Origin of the sequence: Flavobacterium sp. H4147 (assembly GCF_029360735.1) — a bacterium.
GTDB classification, from domain to species: Bacteria; Bacteroidota; Bacteroidia; order Flavobacteriales; family Flavobacteriaceae; genus Flavobacterium; species Flavobacterium endoglycinae.
In genome coordinates this window covers 217,174-238,649 of record NZ_JARKNB010000003.1, presented here as the reverse complement: position 1 = coordinate 238,649, position 21,476 = coordinate 217,174, and the positions used below count along the sequence as shown (strand labels likewise).

The following is a 21,476-nucleotide window of genomic DNA, read 5'->3' as shown; positions in this document are numbered from 1 at the left end:
AAAAAATTATCTATGGATAAAAAACTACTTTTTGGATTGCTATGGTTTTTTAGCAGTCTTTCTCTTTTTGCCGGCAATACTTTAAATATTCCCATTCCGGATTCAGAATATCAGGCTTTAGTAGATTTTTACAAAGCTGCGGGTGAATCAAACTGGAATAACAAATGGAATACCAGAGAAAATAACCTGCACGAAGTAGCGTGGTACGGGGTAACGGTCGAAAACGGACACGTTACTGGTATTGATCTTTCTGGAACGAGTAATATTTCTGGTACAATTCCATCTTCTTTCGGGAATTTAAAATACCTTAAAACACTTTCTCTTTATGGCGGAAGTTATGGAAAAGATTTCAGTGCCGCAGATCTGGGTTCGCTTTCTGGATTAGAAGCTTTGGAAACTTTAGATATGAGATATTGCAAGGTGAAAGGAGCAATTCCGGCATCGTGGTCCAAGCTTAAAAAGCTGAAAACACTTTATTTAAGCAACAATGCTATTACAGCGCTTCCGGCAGAATTTGGACAAATGGAAAGCCTTGTTACTGTAGATTTATCACAAAATCAGATACAAGTTCTTATCAAAGAACTTGAAAACTTAACAGCTTTACGATCGCTAAGTTTATCCAATAACAAGATTTCGACTATTGTGGGTTTGCTGGGAAATCAGGTAAGTCTTGATTTGTATTATCAAAACATCAGCCTGGCAAACATTGTGTATAAAGGAATTGATTTAAAGATAGACAATTTGCCTAATATCGTCTATTACAATAAAGCAAGCAGTGATTTTTCGATTAAAAGACAGCTTTCCCTTTACGTAAGAGGTTCTCAAATTGGAAGTTATATTACAGTTGCTCAGGATGGCAGTGTTACGATTCCTGCATCTTATTTGTCAAGTATAAAAAATGGAGATGAGGTGTATTTGTACCTTCAATATGACGGAAATGCTGCGACTGCACATTACAGCAATGTTTATTTTACCAATATAAAAGTAAATCAGGCCGTAGTTTCAAATGTTGAATATCAGGCTTTGGTTGATTTTTACAACGCTATGGGCGGGGCAAACTGGAACAATAAATGGGATACAAACGAAAATAATCTTCACGAAGGAGCTTGGACAGGTTTAAGCATCGAAAACGGACATGTTACAGGGTTGGATCTTACGTATACAAGCGGGGTTTCGGGAGCAATTCCGGCTTCTTTCGGGAATTTGAAATATCTTAAAAATCTTTCACTTTACGGATATTACAATAAAAACTTAAGTACTACTGATTTAAATGTGTACTCAGAACTGCAGTCTCTTGAAACTTTAGATTTAAGATCAAGCAGTACAACAGGAGCCATTCCTGCTTCTTGGAGTAAATTGAAAAAACTTAAATCAGTTAATTTAGGAAATAACACAATTACAGCTTTGCCAGAAACGATTGGCGAAATGGAAAGTTTGGTTTCTTTTGATGCCTCTTCAAATCAAATTAAAAGTATTCCAGCCTCAATTGGTAATCTGGCGAATCTGACCACTTTAAATTTATCGTACAACCAGATCGAAGCAGTAATAAAAGAACTGGAAAATATTGCAACGTTAAAGACTTTGAATCTTTCAACTAACCGAATATCAAATGTTGCAGCTTTGCTTAGCAATCAGGTAAACCTTGATTTGTACACGCAAAGTGTTAACGTTGAAGGTTTGGTTTATACCGGAGCCGATGTTGTGATTCCGTCTTTACCATCGATAGTAAATTACAACCGAAACCAAAATGATTTTTCTGCCAGACGACAATTTGCCGTGTATGTAGGCGGAAATCAAATAGGAAGTAATATTACAATGGCAGCCGACGGAAGTATTACCGTTCCTGCGGCCTATCTTTCGACTTTAAAAACAGGAGATCAGTTTTTCTTGTATTTACAATATGACTCAGGATCAGGAAATATTTCATACGATTCGAGAGTATATTTTGTAAATGTAAAAGTAGATCAGCCAAAAATCCCAGATGCCGAATATCAAGCTTTAGTAGATTTCAACAATGCCATGGGAGGGGCAAACTGGAATAATAAATGGGATGTTTCGACTAATAATTTACACGAAGGCGCTTGGTATGGTGTAAGTATCGAAAACGGTCATATTACCGGATTAGACCTTACGTATACAAGCAGTGTTTCGGGAGCAATTCCGGCTTCTTTCGGGAATTTGAAATACCTTAAAAATCTTTCGCTTTACGGATATTATGGTAAAAATTTAAGCACAACAGATTTAAATGTATTTTCAAATTTAGATGCTTTAGAAAGATTAGACTTAAGATCGACTAGTATTTCAGGAACGATCCCGTCTTCATGGAATAAATTGAAAAAATTAAAAACAGTTTATTTAAGCAACAACAGTATTACCACTTTGCCAGATACTATGGGCGAAATGGAATCTTTGGTATTTTTTGAAGCTACTTCAAACCAAATTACAGCACTGCCGGTATCAATAGGAAATCTGACGAAATTAGAAACTTTAAATCTGGCTTATAATAAAATTGAAACCCTGATTAAAGAACTTGAAAATATACCAACTTTAAAAACAGTTGGACTTTCAAGCAACCGAGTTTCTAAAATCGAAGGACTTTTGAACACTCAGATAAATCTGGATTTAAATTCTCAAAATATAAATATTGATAACATACTTTATGAAGGTACCGATGTAAAAGTCGAAAACCTGCCCAATATGCTTTCGTATAATCGAAACAAAAATGATTTCTCTTCTCTAAGAAAGTTCAATTTAGTTTTAAGAGGAAACCAGATCGCAACTGATTTGGTAATGGCAGCAGACAATAGTATTACTATTCCAGCATCATTACTTTCTTCATTAAAAACAGGAGACGAATTGTATTTGTATCAGCAATATGACGGTGTGTATGGAAATTCATACGATTCGAGAGTATTTTTTACCAATATCAAAATCAATCTTCCACAGATTCCTGACGAAGAATATCAGGCTTTAGTTGATTTTTACACCGTAATGAATGGTGCCAACTGGAATAATAAATGGGATGTTTCGACCAATAATTTACACGAAGGCGGCTGGTACGGAATCAGTATCGAAAACGGCCACATTACCGGACTTGACCTGAATAATAATTACAATGTTTCGGGAGTGATTCCAGCATCGATTGGGGATTTAAAATACTTGAAAAACCTTTCGCTTTATGGCGGAAATTATTCAAAAGATTTAAGCACAACAGATTTAGGCGTTCTTTCTGAATTGGAATCACTTGAAATTTTAGATTTAAGATACACCAAAATAAAGGGAGCACTTCCAGAATCTTGGGGAAAACTTAAAAAGCTGAAAACAGTATATCTGGATTCGAATGCTATTACAGCTCTTCCAGAAGTTTTTGGCGGGATGGAGAGTTTAGTAACCGTAAACTTATCGTACAACCAGATCAAAGCCATTCCAGTTTCTGCCGGAAATCTAACTTCTCTGGTAACTTTAAATATGTACAACAATCAAGTTGAAGTTTTAATTAAAGATTTAGAAAAAATAACCACTTTAAGAACTCTAAACCTTTCGTACAATAAAGTTTCAGATATTAAAGGATTATTGTCAAATCAGGTTTCATTAGAAATAACCTCTCAAAATATCAGTGTAGAAAACTTTTTATACGAAGGTGTAGATGTAAAAGTAAGCAACCTTCCAAATTCAATGCTTTACAACAGAGCATTAAATGATTTTTCGGCACAAAGACCGTTTCGATTATTTATTAATGGAAACCAAGTAGGAAACACACTTAGAGTAGCAGGCGACGGAACGATTACCATTCCAGCAGATTATCTGGCTTCTTTGCGAACCGGAGATGAATTGTATTTGTATCAAGATTATGATAATGCAGGACAATCATCGTACGATTCAAGAGTTTATTTTACCAATGTAAAAGTAGATCAGCCAAAAGTTTCAGATGCTGAATATCAGGCTTTAGTTGATTTCTACAACGCCATGAACGGAGCCAGCTGGAACAACAAATGGAATGTTTCGACTAATAATTTGCACGAAGGCGCTTGGTACGGAGTAAGTATCCAAAACGGACACGTAACAGGATTGAACCTGAATAACAATTACAATGTTTCGGGAGCGATTCCGGCATCTTTTGGCAATTTAAAATATTTGAAAAACCTTTCACTTTATGGCGGAAATTATTCAAAAGATTTAAGCACAACAGATTTAAACGTTATTTCTGGATTAGAGGCTCTTGAAGTGCTTGATTTAAGATATACGAAATTAAAAGGCAAAATAACCTCTTCATGGAGTAAACTTCAATCGTTAAAAACACTATATCTAAATAATAACAACATTGAAGATGCCGATGAAGCATTGGTACATTTACCACTTTTAAAAACGGTTGATTTTTCATATCAAACGATTACCATTCCAACGATCGAAGTGGGAGCGAACGAATTGGTTATCAACCTTCCGGTAATGTCGACTTTCCTGTTTAATGCAAATGGAGGAGTTATCAATAACAAAAACTATTTTACACTTTACATCAATGGTGTAAACAAAACGTCGAATTATTCAAACGCCGAAGGAAAATTAGTATTCAAGGATATTGCTTTGTACGGAATTAAATTGACGGATCAAATTAGAATTGTTCAGAATGATGGAACGGCTCAGCAAACTTCAATTAATTACACGCAAGTTGTTTTTGGAAAACCGTTAACCGACGAAGAATTCGAAATTTTGAAGAAAATCTACAACAGCACAAACGGAGCACAGTGGACTCAGAAATGGGATATTTCGCAAAACAAACTGCATGAAGTTAGCTGGTATGGAGTTGGAACAAAAGAAGGGCACGTAGTTTCGTTAAGTCTTGCTGCCAATAATTTATCTGGAACACTTCCAGCTGAATTATCAAACCTGACATATTTGGAAACTTTGAATCTTCAATCAAACGCTATTGAAGGATCGCTTCCAGCAGATTTAGGAAAACTGACAAATTTAAAAACATTAAACGTTCAGTCCAATAAATTCAGCGGTACCATTCCGGTTTTATATGGCATTTCTGGTTTGAAAAAATTCTCTATTTCTGGAAACTTATACAAAGGAACAATTCCGGGACATTTAAATGAATTTGAAAACATTGAACAGATTGATTTATCAAACAACGGTTTTGATTCGTTGGAAAAACCATTTACCTATAATGCTGCCAATGTGTATGTAAACTTAAGAGGTCAAGTAATTGCAAAAGATGAGTATTTATATTTGAAAGGCGACGAAATAAATGTTGATATTCCGGCTATTGCTTCTTATAACGATGCAGCACAAGATTACAGCGGTAAATACCAGTTTGAATTGCAAGCAAACAATTTTAAAATTTCTGAAGCAACAGCAGTTGACAATGCGATAACATTCCCCAATATTTCTGTTTCAAGCATTCCAGCAGGAGCAAAAATTACGATTTGGCAGAAAAACGGAACATCGCAAGGAACCTATTTACAATTTAAAGGAATTGCCGACGGTTCTGAAACACCATTAATTGCTGCAGAATACAATGCTTTAGTGGCTTTCTTTCAAAGTGCAGGAGGAACAGGTTGGAAAGAACCTTGGGACATTTCATCAAACAATCTGCATGAGAAAAAATGGAAAGGTGTTACAACAAATGACGGACACGTTGTTTCAATCAACCTTCCCGATAATAATTTAACTGGAAACATTTCTTCAGAATTAGGAAAGTTTACGGAATTGCAAAACCTAAATTTAACCCGCAATAAATTAACAGGATCAATTCCTGAAAGTGTTTCGAAAATTACAAAACTTAAAACAGTTGATCTTTCAGAAAATGCATTAACAGGAATAGATGCCGCTTTTGCAGTTTCAGTAAACTTTAAAATTGATCGTCAGAAAATCAATTTAGGAGAATTGCCTTTGACACTAAATGCAGTCTTAAAAGACAATAAAATCAATCGTTACGATCATACCAATTCGTTGTTCAATACGTCTCAGTCGTACAATATGACGCTGAAAGATTATTTCCAAACCGTAACCGTTTCTGGAGAAGGTCTAAAACTAACGAGTATTTTCAGCGAATGGAATGTTCCGAACAACCAAACATTAGAATTGAGACAAATTGCTGGTGCAGCTAGAAACAGCGTTTTAACGTACACCATTACGTATAGAGAAGGAGATTCTAATTTAGACGGAATTGTAAACATTCTGGATATTCAGTCATCATTGAACTATATGTTAGGTCAAAAACCAAACTTTTTCAACTTTGGTGCGGCCAACATCAATAAAGATCAAAACCTGAATGTATTGGATATTATCGCTTTGATTAATAAAATTCAGTCAGGAACACTTGAAAAACCAGCCAATACCAAACGTCCAACATTAGAAAGTTCTTCAGATGTTGTATTGAGCATTGAAGACGATGTGTTGTATATCGACAATCAGTCAGCTTCAGCATCAAGTTTTGATATTCGTTTAAAAGACGTTAGCAAATCAGAAATTAAAGAATTGCTTTCAGATATTGGTTTTACAGCTTCAGTTGGGGAGCGCAACGGAGAAGTGAGTATCGTTGCATTCTCAATGAATAATTCGCTTTCAGGAAAACAAGCTATTACCAAAGTGTCTTCGAAAACAAATATTGTTTCGGCTTTACTTTCAAATCAGCAAGCTCAGGAATTAAGTTATACCATAACGCAGAAAAACTTAGGAGTTGACGATAATGATCCAGCAGCGAAAATAACATCTCTTTTAAATTATCCAAATCCATTTACAGACACTACGGTAATCAAATATTATTTACCGGAAAATGCATCAAAAGCAGTCTTAAAAGTTTTTGATTCGCAGGGAAGATTAGTCCGCACACAATCGAATCTTGAAACGTCTGAAGGAAACCATGAACTTTCCTTCAAACGAAACGAAATGGCATCTGGCGTATATATCTACACGATAGAAACCCAGCTTTCATCAGGGCTTGTGACTTTTAAAGGAAAAATGTTAATACAATAAACGACTTATAATGATACCACACGAATTAAAAACAATGAAAATAAAACCTTTTCTGGTCTTTATCTTCCTATTTTTAGGGACATTTCTCTATGCACAGAATAGTTTAAAAGTATTAGACGTGTCAGCAGGTCCCGGAGACAAATCGGTGATTTCAATAGATTTGGCTAATGCCGATGAAGTAGTGGGAGCCGAGTTTACATTGACCCTTCCGCAGGGATTGATCGTAAGCGAAAAAGACAGCAAAATTATCGAAAGCCGAAAAGGCGATCATGCTGTTTATGTGAACATTGAAAAGAATAATCCAAGAAACTATCACTTTATTATTCTTTCAATGACCAGTACACCTTTTAAAGGAAACAACGGAACTTTATTGCAAATTCCGATAGAAATTCCTTTAAATTATACTTCGGGGCAAACCCATAATTTAGATTTGTCAGGAGTAGTTTTAAGTTCTAAAAATGCAACAGATATTGGTTCAAACCATGTAAATGGAAAATTGACAATTGCTCCGGCACAATTTCCGGATTTAACCGTTTCAGGAATTGCTGCAACCGAATCTAAAATTTCTCCAGAAGGAAAAATTTCCCTTTCATGGTCAGTTGATAATATTGGTGATCGTATTGCTTCTGGCGGATGGATTGAGCAAATCAGTATTGTTTCGGATCAAACCGGAATCGAATACAATTTGGGTACCGTTTCATATAATGAAGATTTAGACAAAAAGAAATCTGTAAGCCGAAGCGCTGTATTTAATCTTCCAAAAGTATTAGGAATTGAAGGTAACGTAAAAGTGAGAATCAATGTAATTGCCAATACTTCTGTAAAAGAACCAGAAGAATTAAAAACCAATAATAAAGTAACAGCAGCAGGAAGTATTCTATTAGAGAAAAAACTGTATTTGGTTTTAGATAAAAAAACGATTGATGAGAATTCAACAGAAGTTATCCGCGCTACTTTAACACAAAGCGGGGACAGAAGCGCAGACAAAACGTATGCACTTGCAGCTTCTCTGGCTTCGCAGTTACAATTTGATGCGAATGTAAAAATCTTAAAAGATCAGTCTTCGGTTGTTTTCTACATCAAAACAATTGATAATACGGTAAATGACGGAAACAGAACCGTAAATCTTTCGGTTTCAGGAAATGATTACACAGCAGTTTCAGAAAACATCGAAATTATCGATAACGAATTCTCGGTTATTACTTTAACACCATCAAAAATTTCAGTAACAGACGGCGAAACAATAACCGTGAATGTATCAACTGATTTTGCTAAAACAAAAGATCCTAAGTTTGTTATTACAGCAGATCAAAGTTCACGTTGGACAGTTCCAACAGAAGTTATTCTTCCTTCAGGAAGCAAAACGACTTCTTTTACCATTACAGTTAAAAATAACGGAGTTCCAGAACCAACCGTTGTTGGTAAGCTGACTTTAAGAGCCGAAGGTTTTCAGGCGGGAAATACAGACATTACCATTAAAAGTTCAAACGTCCCAGCTTTTGAATTAGAAATTACTCCGCAGACCATTTCAGAAGCTGATGGAGTTTACGCTACTTATGCCACAATTAAACGCGTAAGCAAACCAGAAATCAGCACTAATATTCGTTTAAAAGCGAGTGTGTCCAATGCTTTGATTTTGCCGGAAACTATTGATTTTCCTGCGAATGTTAATCAGAAACGATTCAATATTGGAGCAGTAAATAACGGTATTGTTGATGGAACAAAAACGGTTGGTGTTACGGCAGAAGTATATATTTCTTCTTGTAATTGTACTCTTCCAGCCGGAGAAAACGGTAGTGCTTTAAGTAAAAATATTACTGTTTTAGACAGCAATGGTCCTGCTTTAAATGTAAAAGCCAATCCGTCGACTGTCAAAGCAGGAGTAGAAAAAGCTTCTAAAATAAACATTGCCAGAAACACGGTAGACAAATCGACAGAAATTACGGTTAAGCTTTCATCTGACGCTCCTACTATTGTTTCTATTCCTGCAACCGTAAAAATTGCAATAGGACAAGAAAGTGTTGACGTAGATGTTAATACGATTATCGATGCCACAAAAACAGGAGATCAAACAGTTCGTATTCAAGCTGAAGCAGATAATTTCAGTTCTGGTTTTGCTTGGATTTTAGTAACCGATCAAAATAAACCAGATGCCATTGTTAATTCGGTAAAAACAGTAGCTCAAGCGAATGGAGATGATGTGGTTGAAGTTACGACTTCGATCACCAATCAAGGATTTGCGCTTTTGGCAAAAGGAACAAAAATCGAATATTATTTATCAAAAGATAAAACCACTAAAAATGCCACACTGATTACATCTTTTCAAATCGATAAAGATATTGAATCGGGTAAGAAACTGGATTTTGTAAAATCAATCAGACTTCCACAGCAGGCTGGTGATTATTTCTTAGTAGCCGCTGTAAATGCAGATCAGAAAGTAAGTGAATTGTCATACACCAACAATGAAGATTTTGTAGCAATCAAACTGAATTCAAGTTATTCAGCGACAGCGGCAGTTTCTAAAGCAGTATACAAATCTGGTGAAGTGGTTGCGATTACAGGATCGGCTAAATTGACAAATAATTCTCCAGCAGCTAATAAAGATGTCGAAATCATTATTATCAACGAAGGCTTTTCACGTGCTTTTAAAGTACAAACAAACGCCTCTGGAAACTTCGTTTATAACTTCGAACCGTTACAGGCAGAAAGTGGTCATTATACGGTAAGCGCAGGTTATCCCGGAACTACAAATGCAGTACAAGCACAATTTGATATTGTTGGTTTTGAATGGACTAACAAACCGGCAGATTATTTAAAATGGGATGTTGTGACACAAGTTCCGTACAAAGGTGAATTTAAGTTAAAAAACAACAGTAAAACACCTTTAACAAATGTAAAAATAGAATTACCAGCCGATGCCGGATTTACAATTCAAACAGATCCATTAACATTGGCAGCTGGACAAGAAGCTATTTTGAATTATACAATACTAGCCGAAACACCATCTGCAGAACAAAAATACTACAGCATTAATTTCAACATTGTATCAAATGAAGGAGCAAAACTAGCTGTTTTAGCGTATTACCATGCCAAAGCACAAACGCCAAAACTAGCTGTAAATCCAGTAAGCATCAATACAACGATGATTAAAGGAAGCTCTCGTTTTTATGAATTTGCAGTAACCAATACAGGAGCTATAAATGCTGAAAATGTAAAAGTTGAAGTTCCGAATATGGAATGGATGAAACTGAAAAGTGCCCTTGTAATTGAAAAAATTGCTCCAAACGAAACTATAAAAGTAATTTTAGAATTAGTTCCAACAGATAAACAGCAATTAAATGTACCATTGACAGGTAATTTAGCTTTAAATCCGCAGAACGGAGGTGGAGTAGCAGTACCTTTTAGAATTGAAACCGTTTCAGAATCAAAAGGTTCATTGCAGGTTGATGTAGTTGACGAATACACTTATAATACCGAAAGAGCACCGCACGTAAAAGGAGCAAAAGTTGTAGTGCGTCACCCATTCTCTGGTGCGGTTATAGCTGAAGGAGTAACTGATGAAAACGGATTATTCAATACAGAACAAATTCCAGAAGGATATTACACACTTACAGTAACAGCAGACAAGCACGATACGTATCAAAATAACATATTAGTTGATCCAGGAAAAGTAACCACACAAAAAGTATTCATTTCGTATCAAGCAGTTAGTTACGAATGGGTTGTTAAGCCAACTGAAATTACAGATGAATACCAATTAGATTTAGTAGTTAAATTCGAAACTAACGTACCAAAACCAGTAATTGTTATCGATATCGATAATCCAGTACTGGACTTAAATGTCGGCGAAAGCAGAATGAGTTATGCAACCGTTACCAACCACGGATTAATTGCATTATCAAATGTGACTTTTAATGTTGATAGCCAAGGAGATTATAAGTTTAAGCTTATGATTGAAAAAATGGATGCGTTAAATGCTAAGTCAACGATCATTGTTCCAATTCTGATTACAAGAACAGCTTCAACAGGAAAAAGTATGGCCGGTGAAATTTGTAGTTATAACTTAATAACAAAAGGAACTTATGTTTGCGACAGTGAAAAAGATGCAGCAGCTTTTAAACCTTATTACAAATTGACTTGTTATACTCCAAGTACGCCAGTTGCTGGAGGAAGTCCAAACTTCAATGGAGGTGGTTTTGGAGGATTAATTCCTATTGGAACTGCAATTGGAAATATAGTTACAGCACTTCCAACTATTTGTGATTATCCATGTCTGGTTTCTGTAGCATCTGCTGCTGGAGGATGTTTTGGTGGACCTGCCGCAGCGGTAGCAAGCTGTATGATTTCACTTGCAACAGCAAACACAGGATTCTGGGTTGCAGTTGCAGCAGCTTCTTGTATACCAGGTCCTATAGGATGTACTGTTGGGGTAGCATCAGCACTTTATACTTGCTATGGCAGTATGACCGGAAAAGCAAACAGCACAGATTTTATTGACCTGATGTATAACGATATGCAGATTATTAAAGATGGGCAGGAGGCAGCTTTAAATAGAGTCAAGGCCTATTTAGGCAATGATCGATTACTGGAAAGTGCCAATTTTCATGACTTTATAAAACAAATAGCAGTAAATGTTGATACTGGAAAACCATTTTCGGCAGATGACATTGCTAAAATTAAAATAAATCTGGCCGCTTCAGATATATCAAGTCAAGAAATCGATAATTTCTGTAATAGATGGAACAAAACCCTTGAAGCATGGAATAAAAATATTAAAGTTCCGAATGCAGAATATCCAAATATCATCAATAAAAATGATCTTGATGAATATGACAGAGTAAGAGATTTATTAATTAAACGCACAAGCGATAGAGGTTTTATGTCTGCTTCAGAAATGCATGAAAAAGATTTAAAAGACCTTGATGAATATATCAAAGACAGATCTAACAAATCTTCGGTTTGCGCTACTGTTACAGTTAAATTCTCTCAAAAAATCACTATGACGAGAGAAGCGTTTGAAGGAACTTTAACACTAAACAATGGAAGTGATTCAAATACGATTAAAGATCTAAATTTAGATTTAATAGTAAAAGATGATGCAGGAAATGACATGACACATTTGTTCCAAATCAACAAAGATGCTTTCTTAAGTGGAACAGGAACAGTTGGTCCAAGTACAAGCGGATCTGGAACAGTGATTTTTATTCCAACAAAAGATGCAGCGCCAACAGTACCTAAATCATATTCTTTTGGAGGTACATTATCATATTTAGATCCAAATACAGGAGACCGAGTTAGTGTACAACTTTATCCAGTAACATTAGATGTAAACCCAAGTCCGGATTTAGTCATGCACTATTTCATGCAGCGTGATATTTTAGGAGATGATGCGCTTACAGAAAAAGTTGAACCAATGGTTCCAGCAGAAATGGCATTATTAATTAAAAACGAAGGATACGGAATAGCTAAAAATGTTCAGGTAGAATCTGTTCAGCCAGAAATTATCGAAAACAAAAAAGGTCTTTTAATTGATTTTGAAATTGTTGGAAGTAACTTCAATAATGAACCAAAACAATTAGGATTATTAAATGTTGATTTCGGAAATATTGAACCTCAAAAATCAGCTATAGGACAATGGTGGTTTACCAGTACTTTATTAGGACATTTTGTCGAATACGACCTTAAAATAAAACATTTAAGCAGTTACGGAAACAAAAACCTAAGTCTCATTAAAGCATCGTACGTTCATGAATTGATTAAGAGTGTAAGAGCTTATGGTGACGGACATGACAATGTAAATGATTTCTTAGTGAATGATCTTGTAGATATTCATGACACACCAGATGCTATTTACTATTCTAACGGAGAAAGCGACGAAGTATATAAAGTGAAAACAGGAACAGTTTCGAATGCTATTTCACCAAGTAAACTAACGACAACCCTAACTATGGATTCGTCAAAAACAGGTTGGAATTATGGCAATATAACCGATCCTGGAGCAGATAAATACAAGTTGTTGAGAGTTGTAAGACAAAGTGATAATTTGGAACTGCCAATTGAAAACTTCTGGCAGACTTTTGTGACTTTAAGAGATGGTGCAGAACCAAGGTATGAAAACAACCTTCATTTCTTGGATAAAATATCAGGATTAGAGAAATACACTCTATACTATACAGTAATAAATAACAATGTGCCAAGAGTTGAATCTTTTGGAGAAGTGCCATCGACAACTACAAAAGCAGTAGAATCGATTCAGGTAAACTTTAATAAAGCTATTGATCCGAATACATTTACAGCTCAAAATATTAAATTGATTCATCAAGGAAATACAATTCCGTTTGATGACAGTTTTATCGGAAAAGTAAATGATTCCACTTATGTTCTAAATATTAAAACATTGTCAATTGCTTCAGGCTACTATGAATTAACCGTTCAATGTGCCGGAATCAAAGATTTAGAAGGCAATGAAGGTGTTGAAGGAAAAGCCGTTTCTTGGATTCAGATTATAGGCGAATTAGGAATTGTTCAATTCAAAAAAGACCAAATTGAAGCGCAGGCAGTAAACAGCGTTGAAATTCAGTTTAACAAACCAGTAAAACCAATTCAGTTTACAAAAGACAAGCTGACTTTAAACGGACAGCCTCTTGAAAATATCTCGATTGTTACTGAAGATAATCTGAAATATACAATCGTAGGATTAAGCGAGTACAATAAAGTAAGCGGACAATACGAACTTTCAGTTGATCTGCCAACCATAAAAGCAGAAGACAATACTTTTGGATTAATTGTACAGTCAACAAAATGGAAAGTAGATATTACCATTCCGGAGATTGATGTCTTTACGCCTAAATTCCAAGGAGCAGTAAACAGTCAGAACGTGACCGATATGCTTATAACACTAAACAAACCCGTAAGCAGTTTCGACAAAAACTGGATTACGCTTTACAAAGGAAGTGTAAACCTAAATGCAAACGTAACGGTTACAAAACAAGATGATTTACATTACTTGATTTCTGGTTTAGGAGAATATACGCAGACAGAAGGTGGTTACAAACTGGTAGTCGACCAGTCAGCTTTAAAAGATCTTTCTGGTAATTTAGGAACTGGAAGTGCAAGCACAATGTGGGAAGTGAAATTTGGAAAACCAACTGCACCGCAAAACATGCGTATTACGCCAGACAGAGGAGTTTCGCAAACCGATAATATTACTTCCGGTAACGATGTATCGATTGCACTTACTACAACAGGAAACAAACAAACAGTTGAATTGTATGTGGTAACGCCAACAGGAAGAACATTAGTAAGCAAAAAGACTCAGGAAACCGCAGGACAACTTCTGATTTCAGTTAAAGATTACTCTGGTAAAAATACTTTTGAAGCTATCGTTTATGATGAATTCGGAAATGCAAGTGATGTTTCTAAAGTAGAAGCGTATATTGATATTGTAGATTTAAACTGTACAATAGTGCCGTTAAGCCTAAACAACGATTGTTCTGAAACCGACGCTTTAAAAGTTCAGTTTGATGATGAAATTGCAGCATCTGGATTTACGAAAAGCGAAGTAATCGTGAAATCAGGCGGAATTGTGGTTCCAAATGATGGTATTACATTCAAAAAAATATCAGATAAAGAGTTTGAAATTGGAAACCTTCAGTCATTTAGCGGAAGTCACTCATTTGGAGTTGACTTGACAAAACTGAATAAAAAATCAAGTGGTTTGCAAGGTAAAGGAGCAGTATCGGCAACCGTACAGCCATTTGAACATAATGCAGCGACAATTACTGGAGAATTGCTTATTACAGACTCTAATGCCATAACAACGTATACTGCAACAGATTTTATGACCGATTACAGCTGGACAGTTACCGGAGGTGAAATCGTAGAAAAAATCAATAACACAATTACGGTTAAATGGACAGAAAAAGGAAACCAGACGATTACGCTTAATTACAGCACGCCAGCTTTATGTGATAAAGCGACATCGTTAGATGTAAAAGTAGATGCCACTTTATCTGTAGACGATAATCCTGTCTTCGGTAAAAATGGTTTAGTACTTGCTCCGGTTCCAAACAACGGAACTTTCACAATGACTTTATCAGGCGATGACGGAATCTTCAATCTAACAATTTATGATGTAAACGGAAAAACAGTTTACAAACACGATAAACTGCCAATCACAGACAGTGTTAGAAAAGAAATCCAAACCCATATAAAATCTTCAGGAATGTATTTCTTAATCCTGCAAAAAGCAGATAAGAATTATAAAACGAAATTCTTGGTGAAGTAATAACCAAAAGAGAGGTCACATGACCTCTCTTTTTTTATAATAAATTCTGCAGATATAATTAAGGCTTGTGTTCAAATCCCACCGTAACGAAGCGTAGATCCTAAAATAAGCATAGTAATTCCAATTGCAGTAACAGATAAAATTATCACAGCAATTTTCTTAATGTTGGTTTCATTTAGGTTTGGGATTACATAAAATTGGGCACATACAGCACAAAAGAAAGTCAGGAAAAGCAAGATTAATTTAATTGAAATTACTTTTTCAAAACCACCTGAAAAGCTGAACCAGGTTTCGAACGTGACTCCGAAATCATAAGCCATCCAAATTCCGGTTATAATTAAAACAACCAATGACGACATACCAAGTGTTTCAAACTTTTTCTCAAAATCGAGAATAATATGCGGATCTTTCTTTTTTAAAGCTGCTGGCAGATAACAAACACTCAGCAATAAATGTCCGCCAACCCAAATTGCTGCAGCCAAAAGATGAAAAATGAGGATAACGTGGTGTAAGCTCATAGTTAATTCGGTTTAAATTCCCAGTGTCAAAATCAAATTCAGGAAATAAGCCTGATTGCGTTATGACTTAAAAGTATCAGGAGGACTTTTAAATCTGGCGCAGCATAATCAAATAATCGATCATGAATCAGGCTTTTTAATATTCAGATTGAAATTTTTGTATCTTTTTTACGGGATAGCAATTAAAAATAATCTTAGCAAATTTCTTTTTGAGATGCTTTACATTGTTTAATAATAAGAAGTGCAACAGCAAGCATATTTGAAAATTCTATAAATGGAATTGTAATTTCATGAGTTTCTATAAGTGATGCAGCCGTGTTATTGAGCATTTCTATTTTTTGAATGGCCAGATCTGCATTGCGATCCTCACTGGTATAAAAAGCGGTAACAAGAGACTGAAGTTCTTTTTTTAAAATCGTAAATGCGTGATAATCATTTGATTGTTCTGCTTTAGGAAACTTCGGAATTAATATTTTAGTTGAAAAAGTAAATTCGGCAATTGTTCTATCGATATTTTCTGAAGCCTGATGTGCAAAAACCAAAGCTTCAAGAAGAGAATTTGATGCCAGACGATTTTTTCCATGAAGTCCTGTTCTGGCACATTCGCCTACAGCATATAAATTACTTATTTTAGTTGCCCCGTTTTGATCGACTTTAATCCCTCCGCATTGATAATGTGCCGCAGGAACAACTGGAATCAGATCTTTTTCTGGTTTTATTCCCAATGCATTACAATGTCCCGCAATTATTGGAAAATGCGCATAAAATTCAGCCGTATTTAAATGTCTGCAATCTAAATAAACATGATCTTTTCCAGTCAATTGAAGTTCCTTACTAATAGCATCAGATATCATATCTCGCGTAGACAATTCGCCTCGAATATCATATTTAAATAAAAACCGTTTGCCTTCTTCGTTTACAATATGAGCACCAAAACCTCTCACTGCTTCAGAAATTAGAAACAACGGATTTTCATTAGAAACCAAAGCCGTTGGATGAAACTGAATATACTGCATATCTACTATTTCTGCTCCAGCACGTGCAGCCATAGCCAATCCGTCGCCAGTGGCAATTTTAGGATTTGTCGTGTTTTCAAAAAGTTGTCCGCATCCTCCAGTACTCAGGACAATAGCTCGTGTTCTGATGTATTTTATGCGGTTATGTTTTTTTTCATAAAAAAAAGCGCCCGTACAAATAGTTTTATTCTTTTTGGTTTCGGTATTCAAATCAATCACCATATGGTTTTCCAGAAGCTCAATATTGGGCAATTTCTTAATGATTTTAAGCAGCTTTTCCTCAATTTCCAATCCCGAACTGTCTTTGTGATGTAGTATTCTGTGCTGCGAATGTCCGCCTTCCAGACCTAAATCCCATCTGCCTTTTTCGTTTTTGTCAAAAATGGTCCCAATATCAATTAATTCCTGAAGCCTTTCTGGAGCTTGTTTAATCACCATATTAACAACTTCTTTATCACATAAGCCTCCTCCAGAACGAAGTGTATCGTGTATATGTTTGTTAAAGCTGTCTTTTATAAGATCAGTTACTACTGCAATTCCACCTTGAGCGAGCTGTGTATTGGTGTTTTTTGCCTTTTCTTTAGTCATGATAACAATTGATAAATCTGGACGTTTTTTTGCGGTTTTCATAGCAAAAAATAATCCTGAAATACCAGAACCTATAATAAGTATATCCGTTTTAATCATGTTATTTGATTTAGAGTTATTGTATATTTATGATAAGGCAAGCATTTTCTCTATAGGTTTCAGCGCTTTTGTCCTAAGATCTTCTTGAATCAATATTTCAGGACTTTCATTTTTAAGGCACCAGTACAATTTTTCGAGTGTATTCATTTTCATGAAAGCACATTCGCTGCAAGCACAGCTGTTGTCTTCTGTGGAAGGAGCCGGAATCAGTGTCTTCTCAGGTACAGCTTTTGAAAGCTCATGAAGGATACCGGCTTCTGTAGCCACAATGAAAACGGCAGCAGGATCCGTTTTAATAAAATTAATAATACCCGAAGTCGAGCCAATGTAATGAGCCACTTTCAGTATATGACTTTCAGACTCCGGGTGGGCTGCAATTTTTGCAGTTGGATTTTTAGTATAAATTTCAATAAGTTTGTCCAGTGAAAAGGCCTCGTGCACCACACAAGAACCTTTCCAGAGAACAAAATCACGTTTGGTTTCTTTTTGAAGGTAATTCCCCAGATTTTGATCAGGAGCAAAGATAATTTTCTGATCAGCCGGAATAGAACCGATTATTCTTTTGGCATTTGCCGAAGTACAAACCAAATCACTCATAGCTTTTATTTCGGCAGAACAATTTATGTAAGTAACTACCACATGATCTGGATATTTTTCTTTAAATGCTTTAAAATCTTCAGGACTACAACCATCTGCAAGTGAACATCCAGCTTTCCAATCTGGTACTATTACTTTCTTGTCAGGATTTAATATTTTGGCAGTTTCGGCCATAAAATACACTCCGGCAAAAACAATAATAGCAGCGTTGGTATTCTGAGCCTTTTTAGCTAATTCAAGACTGTCTCCAATAAAATCAGCTACATCCTGAATGGCATCATCTTGATAATAGTGAGCCAGAATAACCGCATTCTTTTCTTTTTTCAATCGGATTATTTCCTGTGCTAAAAAGTTCTTATCCATCTCGTCAATCATCATTTTCCACATTTGTAAAACTGTGGTTTGTTTTTATTTGTTTTTGGAATGTTCTTACGTGTAATTTTAATAGCGTAAATGTATTATCAACATTCTTTTTAAAATATGATTCTAATCATACTTGTTTATATTTATTTTTATATTGTTACCATTGAAATTTTACTCAAATCTTTACTTCATTTCTAAGTCATTTTTGTAATTCATCCAAAATTTGTAAAATCACACTTTTTCCAAATAAAAAAGCTCCCAATTTTGCAATTGAGAGCTTTTAAAAAATCTGTTTAGAATATTTTAGATTCTTGTTTTAGTATCGACAATTTTGCTTACGCGAAAAACTAAATAAATGGTAAGTAACATAATCGATGAAGCCACCATGGCTAAAATATCATAATGCTCAAGCGGTGCATAACTGTCTTTTTGTACAATAATCAATCCAGCGATTACCGCTCCAAATCCTCCAGCCATTTGCTGTAAAGACGAGTTAATACTCATAAAAGCACCTCGATCCTGAGGATCAGGAACCGCAGAAGTTAAAGTAGTCGACGGAACCATTCGGCTCATGATTGTAACCATCATAAATACATTCGTAAGTAAGACAATTGAAAATGATGTTGGACCAAAATGCGAATAAATATTAATTAAAATCACAGCGGATACCGTAGCAAAAGCAAAGATTTTAAATTTGTTGACCTTATCACTTAGTTTTCCGATAAAAGGCATTGAAATCAATGTCGCAATTCCGGTAACCATAAATAATAAAGGCAGTTCGTCATTAGTTACTTTTAGATTATTAATTGCAAAAGCACTTCCAAAAGGCATCATCATAAAACCTCCAATAGAAAGCAGGGCAGTAGACATAAAACCAACCTGATAATTCTTTTTTGAAATAGTATGAAGTAAATGCTGCACAGCTGTTTTTTCCTGTTTCAGGTTTAGATGTTCTGCAATAGGCTGTAATCTAAAGTATAAAATAGCAATGATTATTACGGCCATTCCGGCAATCCATAAAAAAGGCACGTGCCATCCCCATGCATTAGCAATGTAAAGTCCAATTGGGATTCCAAGAACCTGGCTCACACCAAATCCCATCTGGATAAACCCCATTACTTTTCCTCTCTGCTGTAAAGTAAATAAATCAGCTACAATTGCCATTGAGATCGAACCAATTACTCCGCCAAATAATCCGGTGAAAATACGTGCTCCAACCAATAAATAAAAGTTAGGAGCAAGGGCACAGAATAAAGTTCCTATTGTAAATCCAACGTAAAAGAAAAGCAAAAGCTTTTTTCGGTCGAATTTATCGGCGAAACCAGCAGTTAGTAATCCGGAAATCCCGGCACTAAAAGCATAAGCCGAAACCGCAACACCAAATTGTGATGCCGTGATTTTTAATGTTTTCATCATAATATCTCCAAGAGGAGACATCACCATAAAATCCAGTACAACCGTAAACTGGGTTATGGCTAATAGAAATATAACAAGTTTTTGGTAACCATTAAAACTTGTTGATTGAGTTTGTTTTTCGTTCATATATTATTGTAATTCTTTGCAGTCAAAATTGTGAAAATTCAACAAATCGATTATTTGACCTGCATTTAGTTTCTCGCTTATAACTCTAAGTACGCAGTCAATATCTTCTTGGTCAATAGTCCATTGCAATATTGATTTGTTCGCATTTAGAAACGTTGCGATTTTGTTTTTACTAGACTCTGTTTTTATATTAGTTGCGAATATCAATACATTCATAACATAAAAATTTAAGGTGTTAATGCTTTAATTATTAGTTCTAATGCTTCTTTTTGTACATCCTTGGTCAGCGTGAAAGGCGTTTCGCCGCCAAGTCCTTTTCCTTTTTCATGAAAACGAAGCAGATTGTATAAAGGTCCGTATGCGATACTCCAGAAAACCTCTTTAGAAATCGGAACAATCTCTTTTCTTTCGATCGCTCCAGTTAGAAACTGTGTCATGATTTCTTTAAATTCTGCCAGACTTTCATTCACTATTTCTTCGCCATAATTAGTGTTTTGAAGAATTCCCCAGCAGGCAATTTTATCGGTGTTTTCCATCATAAACTTAGAACGGTTTTCCCACTGTTTAGCAAGACCTTCTGCAAAAGGCATGTCTGGTGAAAAACCTTTTAAAGAACTTTTAAAAAAATAAGTGCCCAGTTCGGTTCCCACTTTTTTAATTAAATCTTCTTTATCAGTATAATAAATATAAAGAGTCGCGACAGATATACCACATTCTTTTGCTAATCGGTTCATTGCAAAGCCCTCGATGCCATGCTTTACAATCATTTCTATGGTTTTCTGTTTGACTATTTCTTCTTTATTAGTATCTCTCGTTCTCAATATAAAAGGATTTTATTGATGCAAATATATAATAATAAATGAATGTTTGCTTATTTATGAATAATTATTTTTTAGAAATTAGAATCTTCAGTTTTATATTTTTTATTATTTTTACTATTAACAGCTATCATATGAATCTGATTTTGTATGAGATACTGATTGCATTACTAACATTTAATAACCACAAACATGAGAAAAAACAACGATTTTGGTCTGCTGATACTTCGTCTTGCAGTAGGGATATTAATGCTTTTCCACGGTATTGGAAAACTTAACGGAGGCATAGAATTCATAGGCGGCATGCTTTCAGGAAAAGGAATTCCAAGTTTTATAGCCTATGGCGCTTTAATAGGCGAAATTTTAGCACCTCTTTTAATTATAATTGGTTTTAGAACTAGAATCGGAGCTTTGTTACTGGCTATAAATTGTTTAGTCGCATTTTTACTAGTTCACACAGGCGATGTGGGCAAGCTGAGTGAAACTGGAGGCTGGGCATTAGAACTATTAGGTTTGTACTTTTTGGGTTCGCTTGCTTTGTTTTTTACAGGAGGAGGAAGTCTGGCTGCTTCAAAAAACAACAAATGGGATTAAAATTTAAATTCTAAAATTGAAGATAATAATACAGGTAATCAATAAATTGTAATAAAATTCTACAAATAAATTAAAG

Annotated in this window: 9 protein-coding genes; 3 read left to right on the top strand and 6 right to left on the bottom strand. The window is 35.2% G+C overall.

Translation table 11 applies throughout. The annotated features are described in order from the left end of the window. The first annotated feature begins 12 nt into the window (after positions 1-12). Both P2W75_RS15250 and P2W75_RS15245 read left to right on the top strand, forming a co-directional pair. Positions 13-6,978: a T9SS type A sorting domain-containing protein gene (locus P2W75_RS15250; protein WP_276381127.1), complete on the top strand. Its 6,966-nt coding sequence runs from the start codon at positions 13-15 to the stop codon at positions 6,976-6,978. A 34-nt stretch (positions 6,979-7,012) separates the two neighbouring features. Beyond that, on the top strand, positions 7,013-15,265 hold the full coding sequence (locus P2W75_RS15245; RefSeq protein ID WP_276381126.1) for a T9SS type A sorting domain-containing protein: 8,253 nt from the start codon (positions 7,013-7,015) through the stop codon (positions 15,263-15,265). Positions 15,266-15,336: 71 nt separating this feature from the next. Here P2W75_RS15245 and P2W75_RS15240 read toward each other — a convergent pair whose 3' ends face one another. The 6 genes from P2W75_RS15240 to P2W75_RS15215 form a co-directional block, all read right to left on the bottom strand. Then, positions 15,337-15,783, bottom strand: coding sequence for a CopD family protein (locus tag P2W75_RS15240; RefSeq protein WP_276381125.1), 447 nt, complete (start codon positions 15,781-15,783; stop codon positions 15,337-15,339). 194 nt (positions 15,784-15,977) lie between these two features. Then, complete coding sequence (gene nadB, locus P2W75_RS15235) at positions 15,978-17,486, bottom strand: L-aspartate oxidase (RefSeq protein WP_276381124.1); 1,509 nt, start codon at positions 17,484-17,486, stop codon at positions 15,978-15,980. 27 nt (positions 17,487-17,513) lie between these two features. Further along, positions 17,514-18,446 (bottom strand): quinolinate synthase NadA, encoded by a 933-nt coding sequence (gene nadA, locus P2W75_RS15230; protein WP_276381449.1) that lies wholly within the window; start codon positions 18,444-18,446, stop codon positions 17,514-17,516. A 303-nt stretch (positions 18,447-18,749) separates the two neighbouring features. Continuing rightward, positions 18,750-19,988 carry an MFS transporter gene (locus P2W75_RS15225; protein ID WP_276381123.1) on the bottom strand — a complete coding sequence of 413 codons (1,239 nt, stop codon included), beginning with the start codon at positions 19,986-19,988 and terminating at the stop codon, positions 18,750-18,752. 3 nt (positions 19,989-19,991) lie between these two features. Beyond that, positions 19,992-20,204: a hypothetical protein gene (locus P2W75_RS15220; protein ID WP_207296002.1), complete on the bottom strand. Its 213-nt coding sequence runs from the start codon at positions 20,202-20,204 to the stop codon at positions 19,992-19,994. Between the two features lie 11 nt (positions 20,205-20,215). Continuing rightward, entirely contained in the window at positions 20,216-20,809 is a 594-nt protein-coding gene (locus P2W75_RS15215) for a TetR/AcrR family transcriptional regulator (protein ID WP_207296003.1), read from the bottom strand. A gap of 189 nt (positions 20,810-20,998) precedes the next feature. Between P2W75_RS15215 and P2W75_RS15210 the strand changes: the two genes are divergently transcribed. Further along, positions 20,999-21,400: a DoxX family protein gene (locus tag P2W75_RS15210; protein ID WP_276381122.1), complete on the top strand. Its 402-nt coding sequence runs from the start codon at positions 20,999-21,001 to the stop codon at positions 21,398-21,400. Positions 21,401-21,476: the final 76 nt, after the last annotated feature.

Coding starts and splice junctions, on each gene's coding strand:
- P2W75_RS15250 (WP_276381127.1), top strand. CDS start 13: ATGGATAAAAAACTACTTTTTGGATTGCTATGGTTTTTTAGCAGTCTT.
- P2W75_RS15245 (WP_276381126.1), top strand. CDS start 7,013: ATGAAAATAAAACCTTTTCTGGTCTTTATCTTCCTATTTTTAGGGACA.
- P2W75_RS15240 (WP_276381125.1), bottom strand. CDS start 15,783: ATGAGCTTACACCACGTTATCCTCATTTTTCATCTTTTGGCTGCAGCA.
- nadB (WP_276381124.1), bottom strand. CDS start 17,486: ATGATTAAAACGGATATACTTATTATAGGTTCTGGTATTTCAGGATTA.
- nadA (WP_276381449.1), bottom strand. CDS start 18,446: ATGGATAAGAACTTTTTAGCACAGGAAATAATCCGATTGAAAAAAGAA.
- P2W75_RS15225 (WP_276381123.1), bottom strand. CDS start 19,988: ATGAACGAAAAACAAACTCAATCAACAAGTTTTAATGGTTACCAAAAA.
- P2W75_RS15220 (WP_207296002.1), bottom strand. CDS start 20,204: ATGAATGTATTGATATTCGCAACTAATATAAAAACAGAGTCTAGTAAA.
- P2W75_RS15210 (WP_276381122.1), top strand. CDS start 20,999: ATGAGAAAAAACAACGATTTTGGTCTGCTGATACTTCGTCTTGCAGTA.